15 protein-coding genes are annotated in these 16,460 nt (G+C 73.5%); 8 read left to right on the plus strand and 7 right to left on the minus strand.

The annotated features are described in order from the left end of the window. Positions 1 to 202 precede the first annotated feature (202 nt). The gene (locus tag ACZ4VL_RS38310; protein WP_468209903.1) at positions 203 to 916 is read right to left on the minus strand and encodes a SigE family RNA polymerase sigma factor; all 714 of its coding nucleotides are present in this window, start codon (positions 914 to 916) and stop codon (positions 203 to 205) included. 204 nt (positions 917 to 1,120) lie between these two features. On the opposite strand from ACZ4VL_RS38310, the gene afsQ1 reads away from it, so the two are divergent. The 5 genes from afsQ1 (at position 1,121) to ACZ4VL_RS38335 (ending at position 5,181) form a co-directional block, all read left to right on the plus strand. Beyond that, entirely contained in the window at positions 1,121 to 1,798 is a 678-nt protein-coding gene (gene afsQ1, locus ACZ4VL_RS38315) for a two-component system response regulator AfsQ1 (protein ID WP_468209906.1), read from the plus strand. Beyond that, positions 1,696 to 3,288 (plus strand): sensor histidine kinase, encoded by a 1,593-nt coding sequence (locus tag ACZ4VL_RS38320; protein ID WP_468209935.1) that lies wholly within the window; start codon positions 1,696 to 1,698, stop codon positions 3,286 to 3,288. The genes afsQ1 and ACZ4VL_RS38320 overlap by 103 nt, the downstream gene beginning before the upstream one ends. Further along, positions 3,266 to 3,916, plus strand: coding sequence for a hypothetical protein (locus ACZ4VL_RS38325; RefSeq protein ID WP_468209909.1), 651 nt, complete (start codon positions 3,266 to 3,268; stop codon positions 3,914 to 3,916). Before ACZ4VL_RS38320 ends, ACZ4VL_RS38325 begins: the two co-directional genes overlap by 23 nt. A gap of 180 nt (positions 3,917 to 4,096) precedes the next feature. Further along, complete coding sequence (locus ACZ4VL_RS38330; protein ID WP_468209912.1) at positions 4,097 to 4,882, plus strand: helix-turn-helix domain-containing protein; 786 nt, start codon at positions 4,097 to 4,099, stop codon at positions 4,880 to 4,882. Next, complete coding sequence (locus ACZ4VL_RS38335; protein WP_468209914.1) at positions 4,879 to 5,181, plus strand: DUF397 domain-containing protein; 303 nt, start codon at positions 4,879 to 4,881, stop codon at positions 5,179 to 5,181. The genes ACZ4VL_RS38330 and ACZ4VL_RS38335 overlap by 4 nt, the downstream gene beginning before the upstream one ends. A gap of 59 nt (positions 5,182 to 5,240) precedes the next feature. On the opposite strand, the gene ACZ4VL_RS38340 is transcribed toward ACZ4VL_RS38335, so the two are convergent. The 3 genes from ACZ4VL_RS38340 to ACZ4VL_RS38350 all read right to left on the minus strand — a co-directional run bounded on the left by ACZ4VL_RS38340 (position 5,241) and on the right by ACZ4VL_RS38350 (position 8,382). After that, positions 5,241 to 6,890 carry a phospho-sugar mutase gene (locus tag ACZ4VL_RS38340; RefSeq protein WP_468209917.1) on the minus strand — a complete coding sequence of 550 codons (1,650 nt, stop codon included), beginning with the start codon at positions 6,888 to 6,890 and terminating at the stop codon, positions 5,241 to 5,243. Positions 6,891 to 6,943: 53 nt separating this feature from the next. Continuing rightward, positions 6,944 to 7,750: a purine-nucleoside phosphorylase gene (locus ACZ4VL_RS38345; protein WP_468209920.1), complete on the minus strand. Its 807-nt coding sequence runs from the start codon at positions 7,748 to 7,750 to the stop codon at positions 6,944 to 6,946. Positions 7,751 to 7,944: 194 nt separating this feature from the next. Beyond that, positions 7,945 to 8,382 (minus strand): gamma-glutamylcyclotransferase family protein, encoded by a 438-nt coding sequence (locus ACZ4VL_RS38350; RefSeq protein WP_385686990.1) that lies wholly within the window; start codon positions 8,380 to 8,382, stop codon positions 7,945 to 7,947. A 1,070-nt stretch (positions 8,383 to 9,452) separates the two neighbouring features. Here ACZ4VL_RS38350 and ACZ4VL_RS38355 point away from each other — a divergent pair. Together ACZ4VL_RS38355 and ACZ4VL_RS38360 are read left to right on the plus strand one after the other, a co-directional pair. Continuing rightward, a complete protein-coding gene (locus ACZ4VL_RS38355) occupies positions 9,453 to 10,892 on the plus strand; it encodes an NAD(P)H-quinone dehydrogenase (RefSeq protein WP_468209923.1) in 1,440 nt (479 codons plus the stop codon). A 235-nt stretch (positions 10,893 to 11,127) separates the two neighbouring features. Then, complete coding sequence (locus ACZ4VL_RS38360; protein ID WP_468209938.1) at positions 11,128 to 12,078, plus strand: DeoR/GlpR family DNA-binding transcription regulator; 951 nt, start codon at positions 11,128 to 11,130, stop codon at positions 12,076 to 12,078. Positions 12,079 to 12,960: 882 nt separating this feature from the next. Here the strand turns inward: ACZ4VL_RS38360 and ACZ4VL_RS38365 are convergent. After that, entirely contained in the window at positions 12,961 to 14,724 is a 1,764-nt protein-coding gene (locus ACZ4VL_RS38365) for an acetyl/propionyl/methylcrotonyl-CoA carboxylase subunit alpha (protein ID WP_468209926.1), read from the minus strand. Positions 14,725 to 15,112: 388 nt separating this feature from the next. Between ACZ4VL_RS38365 and ACZ4VL_RS38370 the strand changes: the two genes are divergently transcribed. Further along, the gene (locus ACZ4VL_RS38370; RefSeq protein WP_468209929.1) at positions 15,113 to 15,574 is read left to right on the plus strand and encodes a hypothetical protein; all 462 of its coding nucleotides are present in this window, start codon (positions 15,113 to 15,115) and stop codon (positions 15,572 to 15,574) included. Here the strand turns inward: ACZ4VL_RS38370 and ACZ4VL_RS38375 are convergent. Further along, the gene (locus ACZ4VL_RS38375) at positions 15,555 to 16,175 is read right to left on the minus strand and encodes a Maf family protein (protein ID WP_468209932.1); all 621 of its coding nucleotides are present in this window, start codon (positions 16,173 to 16,175) and stop codon (positions 15,555 to 15,557) included. The genes ACZ4VL_RS38370 and ACZ4VL_RS38375 overlap by 20 nt on opposite strands. Before the next feature lie 23 nt (positions 16,176 to 16,198). Beyond that, the gene (gene mmpB / locus ACZ4VL_RS38380) at positions 16,199 to 16,330 is read right to left on the minus strand and encodes a morphogenic membrane protein MmpB (RefSeq protein ID WP_361093383.1); all 132 of its coding nucleotides are present in this window, start codon (positions 16,328 to 16,330) and stop codon (positions 16,199 to 16,201) included. Positions 16,331 to 16,460: the final 130 nt, after the last annotated feature.

A 16,460-nucleotide genomic window follows, 5' to 3' on the forward strand; every position in this document is an offset into this window, starting at 1 on the left:
GGGGTGGGGGGGGGGGGGGGGGGGGCGCGGTAGGGCCGCCCCCCCCCCCAAACCCCCCCACAAAAAAAAAAAGGGGGGGGGGGGGGGGGGCACCCCCCCCCCCCCCCCCCCCCCCGCGTTCCCCCCCATGGCCACCGTCCCACCCCCGTAGGACGGCCCCCCGGCCAATGGCTCCGTGATGGCTCTGTGAGAGCTCGTGGCGCTACGCGACGAGCTCCTCGAAGGACTCCGCCTCGTCGCGGCCGAAGCTCAGCGCCTCGTCGTCCCGCAGGCGGCGCAGCGAGCGCCAGATGCTCGACTTCACCGTGCCGACGCTGATCCCGAGGATCTCCGCGATCTCCGGGTCCGTCCGGCCCTCGTAGTAGCGCAGCACCAGCATCGTGCGCTGCGGCTCCGGGATCCGGGCCAGCGCCTGCCACAGCACCGCGCGCAGCTCCGTACCGCGCATAGCGTCCGCGTCGGTCGCCGTCTCCGGCAGCTCCTCCGTCGGGTACTCGTTCAGCTTGCGCCGGCGCCAGGCGGAGATGTGCAGGTTCGTCATCGTGCGCCGCAGGTAGCCGCCGACGGCCGCCTTGTCGCTGATCCGGTCCCAGGCCCGGTACGTGGAGAACAGCGCGCTCTGCAGCAGGTCCTCGGCCTCGTACCGGTCGCCGGTCAGGTGGAAGGCCGTCGCGTACAGCGCGGCCCGCCGCTCCCGGACGTACGCCGTGAACTCGGCCTCCGAGTCGGAGGACAGCCGCGGCTCGGGGAAGGCGGCCGGAACCGCCGTGGCGGGCCCGTACGTCTTCGCGTCGATGGCCACCGTGTGCGGCTGCCGGGGACGGGCGACCGTCACCGAACGGGCACCGGCCCGGCGGCCCACATCGTGCAGCCGCGTGACAACCGCGCTGGTGGTGGTGCTGTGCAGCGTGTTCATCCCGCGCCCCCCGTCGTGGAGTCTGCTTTCGGTTCCTGGTTTCGCGCCGTGCTCGGTGCGTTGGTTAAAGACTGCACGGCGGACTTAACCGCGGTGTCCGTCGACTGTCACAGGCCTGTCACAGCCACCCCGACGAGAACCCCGACGAGAACCCCTCGTGTCCAGCGGTCGAACTCCCAACCGCACATGGGACAGAATGTGGCCGTGCCTTTCCTGTTGCTGATCGAGGACGACGACGCCATCCGCACGGCCCTCGAACTCTCCCTGACCCGCCAGGGCCACCGTGTGGCCACCGCGGCGACGGGCGAGGACGGCCTGAAACTCCTCCGGGAGCAGCGGCCGGACCTGATCGTGCTGGACGTGATGCTGCCCGGGATCGACGGCTTCGAGGTGTGCCGGCGTATCCGCCGCACCGACCAGCTGCCGATCATTCTGCTGACCGCGCGCAGCGATGACATCGACGTGGTCGTCGGGCTGGAGTCCGGCGCCGACGACTACGTCGTCAAGCCGGTCCAGGGCCGGGTGCTCGACGCCCGGATCCGGGCCGTACTGCGTCGCGGCGAGCGGGAGGCCAACGACTCCGCCGCCTTCGGCTCCCTGGTCATCGACCGGGCCGCGATGACGGTGACGAAGAACGGCGAGGACCTCCAGCTGACGCCGACCGAGCTGCGGCTGCTGCTGGAGCTCAGCCGGCGGCCCGGGCAGGCCCTGTCCCGGCAGCAGCTGCTGCGGCTGGTCTGGGAGCACGACTACCTCGGCGACTCCCGGCTGGTGGACGCCTGCGTCCAACGGCTGCGCGCCAAGGTGGAGGAAGTGCCCTCCTCGCCCACCCTCATCCGCACCGTACGGGGTGTCGGCTACCGCCTGGACAACCCGCAGTGATCAAGGCTCTGTTCGCGGGCCGGCGCTGGACCAGCCTGCGGCTGCGGCTCCTCATGGTGTTCTCGCTCGTCGCGCTGGCGGCCGCGGTCTCCGCGTCCGGCATCGCCTACTGGCTGAACCGCGAGGCGGTCCTCACCCGCACCCAGGACGCGGCCCTCGGCGACTTCCGCCAGGAGATGCAGCTGCGGGCCGCCGCCCTGCCCGCCGACCCCACCCCCGAGGAACTCCAGCGCACCGCCGACCTGATGGCGGGCAGCAGCCCCGGGTACAGCGTGCTGCTCGTGGACGAACGGGCCGACCACCGCGTGGTGTTCGGTGCGGCCGGCCCGGACGCCTTCCGGCTGGAGGACGTCCCCGAGAGCCTCCAGCGGGCCGTCAACGACCGGCAGAAGCCGACCACGGCGAGCGACTCCGAGTACCACATGTACTGGCAGCGCACCCGGCCGAACGGCAACCCGTACCTGGTCGGCGGCACCCGCATCGTCGGCGGCGGCCCCACCGGCTACATGTACAAGTCCCTCGCCCAGGAACGCGACGACCTCAACGCGCTCGGCTGGTCCCTGACCATCGCCACCGGGCTCGCCCTGCTCGGCTCCGCGCTGCTCGCGCAGGCCGCCGCCCGTACGGTCCTCAGGCCCGTCCAGCGGCTCGGCGACGCCGCCCGCCGCCTCGGCGAGGGCGAGCTCGACCACCGGCTCGACGTCTCCGGCAACGACGAACTCGCCGACCTGTCGCGCACGTTCAACCGGACCGCGGAGGCGCTGGAGAAGAAGGTCGCCGACATGAGCGCCCGCGAGGAGGCCAGCCGCCGCTTCGTCGCCGACATGTCGCACGAGCTGCGCACGCCCCTCACCGCGCTGACGGCCGTCGCCGAGGTGCTGGAGGAGGAGATCGACGACCTCGACCCGATGATCGCGCCGGCCGTGACCCTGGTCGTCAGCGAGACCCGGCGCCTGGGCGACCTCGTCGAGAACCTGATGGAGGTCACCCGCTTCGACGCGGGCACGGCCCGTCTCGTCATCGACGACGTCGACGTCGCCGACCAGGTCACCGCCTGCATCGACGCGCGCGCCTGGCTCGACGCGGTCGAACTCGACGCCGAGCGCGGCATCATGGCCCGCCTCGACCCGCGCCGCCTCGACGTCATCCTCGCCAACCTCATCGGCAACGCCCTCAAGCACGGCGGCTCGCCGGTGCGGGTGTCGGTGCGGGTCGACGGCGAATGGCTCGTCATCGCGGTGCGCGACAACGGGCCGGGCATCCCCGAAGAGGTGCTGCCGCACGTCTTCGACCGCTTCTACAAGGCCAGCGCCTCCCGCCCGAAGTCGGACGGCAGCGGCCTCGGCCTGTCCATCGCCGTGGAGAACGCGCACATCCACGGCGGCGAGATCACCGCGGCGAACGCCGAGGGCGGCGGCGCGCTGTTCACGCTGCGGCTGCCGGTGGACGTGGGGAAGGTGATCGCCGGTGGCGACGCGAACGAGGCGTAGGGCCGCTGCCGCGGCCGCGGTGGTGTGGGGCCTCGCGTCCCTGACGACCGGATGCGGGATCCGGGCGACGAGCGTCCCGGTGGACGTCGGCCCGGCGCCCTCCCGGGTGTCCTGCGACATACCGGCCCAGCAGGGCAGCGCCCAGGGCTTCCGGGCCACCGTGGAGCTGGTGTGCGGCTCGCAGCTGGTCGGCGTCGAGCGGGTCGTCCCGATAGCCGAGAAGAAGCCGGGCCGGGAGCCCGCGCTGCTGGCGGCCGAGGCGCTGCTGGAGGCGCTGGAACGGGACCCCTCGCAGGACGAGCGCGACGCGGGCTTCACCAGCGTCGTCCCGGCCGGGCTGGCCGTCGTCCCGGGCTGGCCGGGCGACCCGGCGGGCACGATCCGGCTCAGCAAGAAGCCGGAGGACCTGATGCCGGTGGCCCTGGCGCAGGTCGTGTGCACCCTCGCGGGCAATGAGACCGTCTCGGCCGGACCGGGCCCGGTGGTCCTCGGCGGCCCGAACGCAGACCCGCCGCGCGCCTGGGAGTGCACGCCCGCCGTCCGCTCCCGCCCGGAGTCGGTGCCGACGCTGGGCGAACTGGTCCGCACGGTCCCGAGCCCGGGCGTGTCGCCGACTCCGAGCGGCTGACGGCGCGGGACGCTCAAGTCGCGTTCTTCGCAGGCTTGTTCGGGGCCTTCACTCGACGGGGCCGTACCAACCCGTACTCATCGATGAGTACGGGTTGGTACGGGTGTGAGGCACAGGCACGGGTGGCAGTCCAGCCGTATGCCACCACGGAAGAGGCCGCCCCGGCCCAACGCCACCGCGATGAAGATGATCGGCGAGCAGGTCGCCACCGGCCGGATCGCCAAGAAGCTCACCCAGAGCCAGCTCGCCGACCTGATCAACATGGACATGGAGACCATCGCCTCCGTCGAGCAGGGGCGGCGCGTCCTGATGCCCGACGTCGCCGAGCGGCTGGACCGGGCACTCGGGCTCCCCGGAATGCTCACCGTCGCCGCCCTGCGGATGCCGGAGGTCGACATGATCCCGGCCTGGGCCGAGGAGTACTTCGAGCGGGAGCACGAGGCCCTCGCGCTGTCCTGGTTCGACACGATGATCGTGCCCGGCCTGCTCCAGACCGAGGCCTACGCCCGTGCGGTGCTCGCCTGCCGCGTCCCGTACGTGGGGGAGGAAAAGATCGAGTTGCAGACGGCGCGGCGGATGCGCCGCCAGGAGATACTGCGTCGTCCGGTACCCCCGACCCTGTCTTTCGTGATCTGGGAGCCGGCCTTGCGGGACCGCATCGGCGGCAACGAGGTCTACGTCGAGCAGTTGCGCCATCTGCGCGCATGCGCCGATCGCTCCGCCATCTCGATTCAGGTTCTCCCCCTTGGCCTCACGGCTCAGGCGGGCCTCGCCGGTCCGTTCATCCTCGTGGAAACCCCTGAGTTTCAGCACCTCGCCTACTCCGAGACACAGCGCGGCAGCATCCTCGTGCGCGACCCGAACGAGGTCAGCATCCTCACTCAGAAGTATGCGATGCTGCGATCCCAGGCCCTCAACGTGGCAGAGACGAAAGGCCTGTTGGACCGGCTGCTAGGAGAGCTATGAGCACCCCATTGAAGTGGTTCAAGTCCAGCTACAGCAGCGACGAGGGTGGTGCGTGCGTCGAAGTCGCTTACGACTGGCGGAAGTCCAGCTACAGCGGCGACGAGGGTGGCCAATGCGTCGAGGTCTCCTACCCCTGGCGGACCTCGTCCCACAGTGGCAGTGAAGGCGGTCAGTGCGTCGAGGTGGCCGCCTGCGCCCACGTCGTGCACGTCCGGGACTCCAAGGTCGAGGGCGGCCCGGTCCTCGACCTCGCCCCCGCCTCCTGGTCCGCCCTCACCGGCTGGCTGCAGGCGGCCTGAGAACGCCGACGGGCCCCGGACCGGTGGTCCGGGGCCCGTACGGGCGTTTCAGCGGGGGCTCAGAGGCCCATGGCCGCCGAGAGGTCCTTCTTGACCGCGTCCAGGATCTCCTGGCCGCGGACCCGGGCGCCGTCGAGGTCGGAGGCCTCGGCGACGGGGACGACGACCTCCAGGTAGCACTTCAGCTTGGGCTCCGTGCCGGACGGGCGGCAGATCACCCGGGCCTTGTAGTCGCCCTCCAGGTAGTAGCGCAGGCCGTCCGTGGGCGGGAGCGTGGCCGTGCCCTGGTTCAGGTCCTCCGCCGAGACCACGCGCAGGCCCGCCAGGGAGGCCGGCGGTTCGGCGCGCAGCGCGGCCATCGCGTTCGCGATGATCGACAGGTCCTCGACGCGGACCGACAGCTGGTCGGTGTGGTGCAGGCCGTGGGCCATCGCCAGGTCGTCCAGCAGGTCGGTCAGGGTGCGGCCCTGCTCCTTGAGCTCCGAGGCCAGCTCCGCCACCAGCAGGGCGGCGGTGACGCCGTCCTTGTCGCGGACGCCCTCGGGGTCCACGCAGTAGCCGAGGGCCTCCTCGTAGCCGTAGCGCAGGCCGTCGACGCGGGCGATCCACTTGAAGCCCGTGAGGGTCTCCTCGTGGCCGACGCCGGCCGCCTCCGCGATCCGGCCCAGGAGGCTGGACGAGACGATCGACTCGGCGAAGACGCCCCGCGCGCCCTTGTGGACCAGGTGGGCGGCGAGCAGCGCGCCGACCTCGTCGCCGCGCAGCATCCGCCAGCCGCCGTCCGCCGTGGGGACGGCCACGGCGCAGCGGTCCGCGTCCGGGTCGTTCGCGATGACGATGTCCGGCTGGACCTCGGCGGCCTTGGCGAAGGCCAGGTCCATGGCGCCCGGCTCCTCCGGGTTCGGGAACGCCACCGTCGGGAAGGCCGGGTCGGGCTCGGCCTGCTCGGCGACCAGGACCGGCTCCGGGAAGCCGTGCCGGGCGAAGGCCGCCAGGACGACGTCCTTGCCGACGCCGTGCATGGCCGTGTACACGGTCCGCACGCCGCGGGCGGACGCCGGGTCCAGGACCGCGTCCGTACGGGCCAGGTAGGCCTCCAGGACCTCGTCGCCGAGTTCCTGCCAGCCGGACTCCGGACGCGGGACGGACGCGAGCGTCGTCACGCGGTCGATCTCGGCCGCGATGCGCGCGTCCGCCGGAGAGACGATCTGGGAGCCGTCGCCGAGGTAGACCTTGTAGCCGTTGTCCCGGGGCGGGTTGTGGCTCGCGGTCACCTCGACGCCGGCGACGGCACCCAGGTGCCGTATGGCGAACGCGAGGACGGGCGTCGGCAGCGGACGGGGCAGGACGGCGGCGCGCAGGCCGGCACCGGTCATGACGGCGGCGGTGTCGCGGGCGAAGTCCGCGGACTTGTAGCGCGCGTCGTAGCCGACGACGACCAGGCCACCGGCGTGGCCCTCGGCCTTCAGGTACGCGGCGAGGCCCGCCGCGGCCCGGATGACCACGGAGCGGTTCATCCGCATCGGGCCGGCGCCGAGCTCGCCGCGCAGCCCGGCGGTGCCGAACTGGAGGGTGCCGGAGAACCGGTCGGCCAGCTCGGCGGTGTCGCCCGCCCCGATGAGCGCGGCCAGCTCGTCCGCGGTCTCCTGATCGGGGTCCTCGGCCAGCCAGGCCCGGGCCCGGGTGATCAGGTCGTCCTGTTCCTGCACTACTTCCGCCTCGTCTCTCGTACGGTGCCTGTGCCTCTGCCTGTGCCCGTCTATCAGATGCGGGCGAGGACCTGCGTCAGGAGCGTGCCCATGCGCGCGGCCGAGTCGCGGCCCGCCTGGAGCACCTCTTCGTGGTTCAGCGGCTCGCCGGACAGGCCCGCGGCCAGGTTGGTGACCAGGGAGATGCCGAGCACCTCGGCGCCGGCCTCGCGGGCGGCGATGGCCTCCAGCACCGTGGACATGCCGACCAGGTCGGCGCCCAGGACGCGGACCATGTTGATCTCGGCCGGGGTCTCGTAGTGCGGGCCGGGGAACTGGGCGTACACGCCCTCTTCCAGGGTGGGGTCGATCTCCTTGCACATCGCGCGCAGCCGCGGCGAGTACAGGTCGGTCAGGTCCACGAAGTTCGCGCCGATGATCGGCGAGGCCGCGGTCAGGTTCAGGTGGTCGCTGATCAGGACCGGCTGGCCGGGCGCCATGCCGTCGCGCAGACCACCGCAGCCGTTGGTCAGCACGATGGTCTTGCAGCCCGCGGCGACGGCGGTGCGGACGCCGTGGGCGACGGCGGCGACGCCACGGCCCTCGTAGTAGTGGGTGCGGCCGAGGAAGACCAGGGCGCGCTTGTCGCCGATCTTGTACGAGCGGACCTTGCCGCCGTGGCCCTCGACGGCGGCCGGCGGGAAGCCGGGCAGCTCGGTGACGGGGAATTCGGACTCGGGGGCGCCGAGCGCCTCCGCGGCGGGAGCCCAGCCGGAGCCCATGACGAGGGCGACGTCGTGGGTTTCGGCGCCGGTGAGCTCGCGCAGGCGCGCGGCGGCGGCGTCTGCGGCGGCGTGGGGGTCGGTAACAGATGCGTTCACGCAGAAGAGCGTAGCCCGGAATCGCCTACGCGCGTAGATGGCGCTGCTCACGGTGTTCGGATCGTTGCCTTGTCGTTTCCGCCGAATCGTCCGGACTCGGTCGGGAGGGCCCGGATCCTGCGGAGATCCCGGCGGGGGCCGGCGGGGATCCGGCGGGGATCCGGCCCGGAGCTGCCCGGAGCCTGCGGGGCCGCTCAGCAGGGGCGCTTGCGCAGCTCCATCACGTAGTCGTGCGGGGCGCCCGCCGACTCGGCGGCGTCGGCGATCTCGCCCAGGTAGCGCGCCGAGGGCAGGCCGCCCTCGTACCCGTTCAGCACGTAGCACCAGGCGGCTTCCTCGCCGTCCAGGGTGTGCACGCGGATCCGCATCCGGCGGTAGATGTCGAGCCCGACGCCCTCCCACCGGTCCATGGAGTCCTCGTCCAGCGGCGCGATGTCGTAGAGGGCGACGAAGACCTGCTGGCGGGGCGCTTCCACGATGGTGGCGAGGGCGCCCTCCCAGCCCATCTGCTCGCCGCCGAAGGTCAGCCGCCAGTCGTTGATCCAGCCCGTTCCGCGCAGCGGCGAATGCGGGGCGCGGCGCGACATCAGCCGCGGGTCGAGGTTGCCGGCGTACGCGGCGTAGAGCGACATGCAGTCGAGGGTACGGGAGGGGCGGCTGAGTATGCGTGCCCGGATGCCGGCGGATCCGCACGCGCACGGCGGGACCGATCCGCCCCCGCACGGCGGGACGGGGACGCGCGCGCGGCGGGACGGGGGAAGACGCGGCGGCGGGTCGCGCCGCAAGGCCGGTGCGGCCCGGGACGGGCGGCCGGCGGGGCGGGGACGCTCGCGCGGCGGGTCGGGGAGAGGCGCGGCGGCGGGGCCGGGGGAGTCCGCGTGGCGGGTCGGGACGGCATGGCCGGTGAGGGCCGGGAGGGGCGGCCGACGGGGCGGGGACGCTCGCGCGGCGGGTCGGCGGCGGGTCGGGATCGCACGGCCGGTGTGGCCCGGGACGGGCGGATGGGGGGCCGGGGAGCGCCCCCGCGGCGGGGGGACCGTCGCGTGGCGGGGCGGGGTCGCATGGCCGGCGTAACCCGGGAGCTGCGTATGGCGGTGCCGGGGGCGCTCTCGCGGTGGGACGAGGATGCGCGGCGGCGGGTCGGGGTCGCACGGCCGGTGCGGCCCGGCACGGGCGGACGACGGGACCGATCGCCCTCGCACGGCGGGTCGGGGAAGGCGCGGCGGCGGGTCGGGGCATGGCCGGTGTGGCCTGGGACGGGCGGATGGCGGGGCCGGGGGCGCCCGCGCGGCGAGGCGGGGACGTCGGCGCGGCAGTCGGGGCGTGGCCGGTGTGGCCCGGGAGGGGCGGATGGCGGGGCCGGGGGCGCTTGCGCGGCGGGTCGAAGGGAGGCGCGGCGGCGGGGCCGGGAAGGCGCGGCGGCGGGCCCGGGGCGCTTGCGCGGTGGTACGAGGGGAGGCGCGGTGGCGGGTCGGGGGCGCTCCCGCGGCGGGGCCGGGGTGGGGCGGCGGCGGGTCGAGGGGAGGCGGGGCGCGGGTCCGGCGGTGCAGGCGGTGGGGCGGGAGGCGCACGGATGGCGGACCGGGGGAGAAGCACCTTGAAGCGTGCGGGACAATGGAGCACGGAATGCATCCCCCGGGGAGACCCCCCGGAAGCCCCGGCCGGGGCGGCGCTCGGCCGGGTAGACGTGAGGCGGATTTTCGTGACCCGGATCGTGATCATCGGCGGCGGACCCGGCGGGTATGAGGCGGCCCTCGTGGGGGCCCAGCTCGGCGCGGAGGTGACCGTCGTCGACTGCGACGGCCTCGGCGGGGCCTCGGTCCTCACCGACTGCGTGCCCTCCAAGACCCTCATCGCGACGGCCGAGGTCATGACGAACTTCGACTCCTCCTACGAGGAGCTCGGCATCGTCGTCGCCGACGACACCCCGCCGATCGAGCAGGCCGCCCGCATCATCGGCGTGGACCTCGGCAAGGTGAACCGCCGTGTGAAGCGCCTCGCGCTCGCCCAGTCCCACGACATCACCGCCTCCGTGACCCGGGCCGGCGCCCGCGTCATCCGCGGCCGCGGCCGCCTCGGCGGCCCCCAGGGCATCAACGGCACCCGCGACGTGATCGTCACCGCCGCCGACGGCACCGAGACGGTCCTGACCGCCGAATGCGTGCTGATCGCCACCGGCGGCACCCCGCGCGAGATCCCCGACGCGATGCCCGACGGCGAGCGCATCCTCAACTGGACGCAGGTCTACGACCTGGAGGAGCTCCCCGAGGAGCTCATCGTGGTCGGCTCCGGCGTCACAGGCGCCGAGTTCGCCGGCGCCTACCAGGCCCTCGGCTCCCGCGTCACGCTGATCTCCTCCCGCGACCGGGTGCTGCCCGGCGAGGACCCCGACGCCGCCGCCGTCCTGGAAGACGTCTTCCGCCGCCGCGGCATGAACGTCATCGGGCGCGCCCGCGCCGAATCCGCCAAGCGGGTCGGCGACCGGGTCGAGGTCACCCTCTCCGACGGCCGCGTCGTCACCGGCACCCACTGCCTCATGGCCGTCGGCGCCATCCCCAACACCCGCGGCATGAACCTGGAGGAGTCCGGGGTCAAGCTCAAGGACTCCGGCCACATCTGGACCGACAAGGTCTCCCGCACCACCGCCCCCGGCGTGTACGCGGCCGGCGACGTCACCGGCATCTTCGCGCTGGCCTCCGTCGCCGCCATGCAGGGCCGCATCGCCATGTACCACTTCCTCGGCGACGCGGTGACCCCGCTCAACCTCAAGACGGTCTCCTCGAACGTCTTCACCGACCCCGAGATCGCCACCGTCGGCTACACCCAGGCCGACGTCGACGCCGGCCGGATCGACGCCCGCGTCGTCAAGCTCCCGCTGCTGCGCAACGCCCGCGCCAAGATGCAGGGCATCCGGGACGGCTTCGTGAAGCTGTTCTGCCGGCCGGGCACCGGGATCGTCGTCGGCGGCGTGGTCGTCTCGCCGCGCGCCAGCGAACTGATTCACCCGATCTCGATCGCCGTCGACAACAACCTGACCGTCGAGCAGATCGCAAACGCGTTCACCGTGTACCCCTCGCTGTCGGGTTCGATCGCCGAGGTCGCGCGCCAGCTGCACACCCGGAAGACCGGCAGCGAGGCCTGATCCGGGCCTCCCGCGGCCACAACCTCCCCTTTCGGCAAGGGGACTTGGGGGCGACTTGGGGCAGGGCACCGGTACGCGGCGGATCGTTCACGCACTCGTCCGACCGCGTATACCACTAAGTGCCCTGCCTTATGGACAACTTCGGTATTCCGGCGCAAGGAGCTGAAAGCAGACGGTCGCCCGGGTTACTGTCAGTTTCGTGTTCGCTGCAGAACGTCGCCAGTTGATTCTCGAAATGGTGCGGGCCAACGGAGCGGTGTCGCTCCGTGAGCTCGCCCGCGTGGTCCAGACCTCCGAAGTGACCGTACGCCGGGACGTGCGGGCACTGGAGGCAGAAGGACTCCTCGACCGCCGGCACGGCGGTGCGGTACTGCCCGGAGGCTTCACGCGGGAATCCGGCTTCCCGCAGAAGTCCCATCTCGCCACGGCCGAGAAGACCGCCATCGCCGATGTCGCGGCCGGCCTCGTCGAAGAAGGCGAGGCCGTCGTCGTCGGCGCCGGCACCACCACCCAGGAGCTGGCCCGCCGGCTGGCCCGGGTACCGGGCCTCACCGTCGTCACCAACTCCCTGCTCGTCGCCCAGGCGCTGGCCCACGCCAACCGCGTCGAGGTCGTCATGACCGGCGGGACCCTGCGCGGGTCCAACTACGCGCTCGTCGGCAGCGGCGCCGAACAGTCGCTGCAAGGACTGCGCGTCTCCCGCGCCTTCCTGTCCGGCAGCGGCCTCACCGCGGAACGCGGCCTGTCGACGTCCAACATGCTGTCGGCGAGCGTCGACCGGGCGCTCGTCCAGGCCGCGGCGGAAGTGGTCGTCCTCGCGGACCACACCAAGCTCGGCACCGACACCATGTTCCAGACCGTCCCGACCGACGTCATGACCCGCCTGGTGACGGACGAACCGCCGCCACACGACGACCGGGCGGCCACCGAGCTGCAGGCGCTCGCCGACCAAGGGGTGCAGATCACCGTGGCCGGGGCGATCACGCCGGCCGCCGGACCGCTGGACGGGACCGGGGGCGGGGGCGGAATGCCGGGGCCGGGGGCGGGGCCGGGTCGGCGGCCGCGGAGGGAAGCGCCGCTGCCGGTGCAGCGGCGCGGGGCGCCGGGGCTGCGCAGTGCGCCGGCCGCCGCCCTGCTGGAGGCCTCGCCGGGCGACCGCCGCGTAGCCGACCTCCGCCGCCGCTAACCCCCGCCGGCTACCCCGCGGGCCCACGCCGGCCCGCGGCCCCACGCCGCCGCCCGCGCCACGGCCCGCAGGGCCGCGCCCGCGCCGCGGCACCAGGTCGGCCCTGCCGTCCGCGGCCGCGCCGCCGTCCCGCGCGGCCGCCGCCCGGGTCCGTGGCACCGCCTCACGGGGGCCGGTGGCCCGCCCTGCCGCCGCGCGCCTGCGCCGCGGCTCCACATCGGTACCGTGGCTGCCCTGCCGCCCTGTGGTGGGGCTGCCGTTCCGCGTCCGCGCTGCCGTAGTTGGCCGTGGGCGCCCCGCCGTCGTGCGGTTGCACTGTCGCCGGGTGGCCGTGCCCCGCCGCGGTTGTCCGCCTCCGAGTCACCCTCTCGCGGGGCGCGGCCGCCCCGCCTGCCGCTGTTGCCCGGCGGTTGCATTGTTGCCCCGCGGCCGGTTGCCACTGGCTGGCTGGTCATCAGCCGGGGTGCCGCTGCGCGGAGCGTTCCCCCACCCCGCCCCTTCCCGAAACCGGGCTCCGCCCGGGCCCCTGGGGGCTCCGCCCCCGAACCCCCGCGCCTCAAACGCCGGCGAGGCTGAACATGCGGCCCCGCGGCTGGAGGGTCCGGCGGGGGCGGGCCCTTTCAGCCCCGCCGGCGATTGAGGCGCGGGGGTGTGGGGGCTGGCCCCCGGACGTGGCGGCGGGCCTGCGGGGACGGGTGAGTCAAGGCGGGCGGCGACCGCGGCCGGTCCAGTCCCGGCGAGGCAAGCCGGCCTCGCCGGCGGATCGGGCGCGGGGGCTGGTCACCCCCGGGGGGACGGTGGCGTGGGCGGGGCGGGACGGCGAACGCCGGCGGCTGGGGCAGCCGCCGGCGTTCGGGGTGGACGTCAGTCCGGGTCGGGACGTCAGTCCTTGATCTCGCAGATCGTGGCGCCCGAGGTCAGGGACGCGCCGACCTCGGCCGTCAGGCCGACGATCGTGCCGGAGCGGTGCGCGTTCAGCGGCTGCTCCATCTTCATCGCCTCCAGGACCACCACCAGGTCGCCCTCGTTGACCTGCTGGCCCTCCTCGACCGCGACCTTCACGATCGTGCCCTGCATCGGCGACGCCAGGGTGTCGCCCGAGGCTGCCGGGCCGGACTTCTTCGCCACGCGCCGCTTCGGCTTGGCGCCGCCGGCCGCGGCCGTACGGGCCAGGGTCATGCCCAGCGACGACGGGAGGGAGACCTCCAGCCGCTTGCCGCCGACCTCGACGACGACCGTCTCGCGGCCCGGCTCCTCCTCGGCCTCGTCCGCGGCCGGGGCGGCGAACGCCGGGATCTCGTTGACGAACTCGGTCTCGATCCAACGGGTGTGGACCTTGAACGGGGTGCCGTCGACCGGGGCGAACGCCGGGTCGGCGACGACCGCGCGGTGGAACGGGATGGCCGTGGCCATGCCCTCGACCTCGAACTCGGCCAGTGCACGCGCGGCCCGCTGCAGGGCCTGCTCGCGGGTCGCGCCCGTCACGATCAGCTTGGCCAGCAGGGAGTCCCAGGCCGGGCCGATGACCGAGCCGGACTCCACGCCCGCGTCCAGGCGGACGCCGGGGCCGGACGGCGCGTCGAACTTGGTGACCGTGCCGGGGGCCGGCAGGAAGTTGCGGCCCGGGTCCTCGCCGTTGATGCGGAACTCGAAGGAGTGCCCGCGCAGCACGGGGTCGCCGTAGCCGAGCGCCTCGCCGTCGGCGATGCGGAACATCTCGCGGACGAGGTCGATGCCGGCGACCTCCTCCGTGACGGGGTGCTCCACCTGGAGGCGGGTGTTGACCTCCAGGAAGGAGATCGTCCCGTCGACGCCGACGAGGAACTCGACGGTGCCGGCGCCGACGTAGCCGGCCTCCTTCAGGATCGCCTTCGAGGCGGCGTACAGCTCGGCGTTCTGCTCCTCGGAGAGGAACGGCGCCGGGGCCTCCTCCACCAGCTTCTGGTGGCGGCGCTGCAGCGAGCAGTCACGGGTCGAGACGACGACCACGTTGCCGTGGCTGTCGGCGAGGCACTGGGTCTCGACGTGGCGCGGCTTGTCGAGGTAGCGCTCGACGAAGCACTCGCCGCGACCGAACGCGGCGACGGCCTCGCGGACCGCGGACTCGTAGAGCTCCGGCACCTCTTCGAGGGTGCGGGCGACCTTCAGGCCGCGGCCGCCACCGCCGAAGGCGGCCTTGATGGCGATCGGCAGGCCGTGCTCCTTGGCGAACGCGACGACCTCGTCGGCGCCGGAGACCGGGTCCGGGGTGCCGGCGACGAGCGGCGCGCCGGCGCGCTGGGCGATGTGCCGGGCGGCGACCTTGTCGCCGAGGTCGCGGATGGCCTGCGGCGGCGGGCCGATCCAGGTCAGGCCCGCGTCGATGACGGCCTGCGCGAAGTCGGCGTTCTCGGACAGGAAGCCGTATCCGGGGTGGATGGCGTCCGCGCCCGAGTCGGCTGCGGCCTGGAGGACCTTGGAGATGTCCAGGTAGCTGGCGGCCGGGGTGTCACCGCCCAACGCGAAAGCTTCGTCGGCCGCGCGGACGTGCAGGGCGTCCCGGTCCGGATCGGCGTAGACGGCTACGCTCGCGATCCCGGCATCCCGGCAGGCCCGAGCAACGCGGACAGCGATTTCGCCACGGTTGGCGATGAGCACCTTGCGCACGATGGCTCCCTCCTTGAAACAAGCTGAGTTTAGGGACTGCCCACACGGCCTTTCGACCCTTCCCCGGAGGTGACCTTGCCCACACGGAGTGTGATTCGAGGCCGCCTCCACCGCGGAAAGTCCTTGTGGCGCCCCAGGTCAGGGGGATCCCCGACTGCACAGTAACCCCGTCAGATAGCCACGGTCTCTGTCCGCGGGGTCAGCGGGCCCCGGCGATTCTTTGTGGATTCCCTACGAACGGCCCACAGATTCTTTGCGCAGCCGACGTCGACGCGCCCTTCCGCGTAACGAACCGGTGCGCACCCCTTGTCCGTACGTTTACCCGTTAGTAGCCTCCAGGCGTCGAACGGGCGTGTCGCTTAGGGGTCGAATTAGGGGGTGGGGCGCCGTGGACGCCGTGTTGCGCAGATCCGTGGCCGCCCTGGCCGCCCTCGTGCTCGCCGCCGAGGGGGCGCTGCTCGCCCTCGTCCACTTCGTGCTGGGCCGGACCACGCACAACCAGTCGATGTCCATCGCCGGCTCGGACCCCGACGTCATGGCCGTGGCCACCTACGTGCTGGGGGCGACCATCGGGGGCTTCCTGCTGCTGTGCGCCGTGCTGCTCGCCGTGGCCGCCGTACGGGACCGCGCGCCCGGCCGCTTCGCCCGCGTCGTCCTGATCGCCGCCGCCGTCGTGCACGGGGTGCTCGGCGCCCTCGCCGTCTCGGCGGTCGGCTGGGGCGCCTTCGCGGCGACGATGGTGGTGCTGTGCCTGATCGTGCTGACGCTCACGCTCCACCCGGCCCGGGGCGGTCGTGCGCCGCAGGCCGGTCAGGAGCCGGCCGCCGGGTTCAGGCCCACAAGTCCGTGATGGACACGCCCAGTTCGCCCAGCAGGGAGCGCAGCAGCGGCATCGACAGGCCGATGACGTTGCCGTGGTCGCCGTCGATGCCCTCGATGAACGGCGCAGACAGGCCGTCGAGGGTGAACGCGCCCGCCACGTGCAGCGGCTCGCCGCTCGCCACGTAGGCCGCGACCTCCGCGTCCGTCGGCTCGCCGAAGTGCACCGTGGTCGACGCCGTCGCCGAGACCCGGCGGCCCGTCGCCGTGTCGACCACGCAGTGGCCGGTGCGCAGGACGCCGGACCGGCCGCGCATGGCCTTCCAGCGGGCCGTGGCATCCGCCGCGTCCGCGGGCTTGCCCAGCGCCTCGCCGTCCAGCTCCAGTACCGAGTCGCAGCCGATGACCAGGGCGCCCGCGGCCTCCTCCAGCCCCGCCACGACGGCCGCCTTGGCCTCGGCCAGGGCCAGCGCCAGCTCGGCCGGGGAGTCCGCGGTCACCGAGTCCTCGTCGAAGTTGCTGACGATCACGTGCGGGGCGAGCCCGGCCTGGCGCAGCAGGTTCAGCCGGGCCGGGGAGGCGGACGCGAGGACGAGGGCGTGGGCGTGGGCCGGGGCCTGGGCAGCAGTCATGCCCGTCATCGTAGGCGGGCCGCCTAGAACCCCACACCCAGCACGTACACGACGACCACCATGGCGAGGACGAGCACGACGGTCATCCGCCGGAGCATCGCCTGCGTCTCGCGCATCTCCTCGGGCGGCTCGTCGTCGGGGTCGGACCAGAGCATGCCCCGATCCTGTCCCCGAAGGCCGGTGCGGGGGGCGGGTGGGGGGGGGCAGGGGGCCCCACCAATTCTCTGGGCCCTTGTGGTGGGACCCGTCCACACTCCGGTTCGAACAGTAGTAACCAGGACGGAG

Source organism: Streptomyces sp. NPDC029014 (assembly GCF_055564695.1).

Excerpts from the sequence above, each read along its gene's own strand:
- ACZ4VL_RS38310 (WP_468209903.1), bottom strand. The coding sequence starts at position 916 with ATGAACACGCTGCACAGCACCACCACCAGCGCGGTTGTCACGCGGCTG.
- ACZ4VL_RS38330 (WP_468209912.1), top strand. The coding sequence starts at position 4,097 with ATGAAGATGATCGGCGAGCAGGTCGCCACCGGCCGGATCGCCAAGAAG.
- ACZ4VL_RS38335 (WP_468209914.1), top strand. The coding sequence starts at position 4,879 with ATGAGCACCCCATTGAAGTGGTTCAAGTCCAGCTACAGCAGCGACGAG.
- ACZ4VL_RS38350 (WP_385686990.1), bottom strand. The coding sequence starts at position 8,382 with ATGTCGCTCTACGCCGCGTACGCCGGCAACCTCGACCCGCGGCTGATG.
- ACZ4VL_RS38360 (WP_468209938.1), top strand. The coding sequence starts at position 11,128 with ATGGTGCGGGCCAACGGAGCGGTGTCGCTCCGTGAGCTCGCCCGCGTG.
- ACZ4VL_RS38375 (WP_468209932.1), bottom strand. The coding sequence starts at position 16,175 with ATGACTGCTGCCCAGGCCCCGGCCCACGCCCACGCCCTCGTCCTCGCG.
- mmpB (WP_361093383.1), bottom strand. The coding sequence starts at position 16,330 with ATGCTCTGGTCCGACCCCGACGACGAGCCGCCCGAGGAGATGCGCGAG.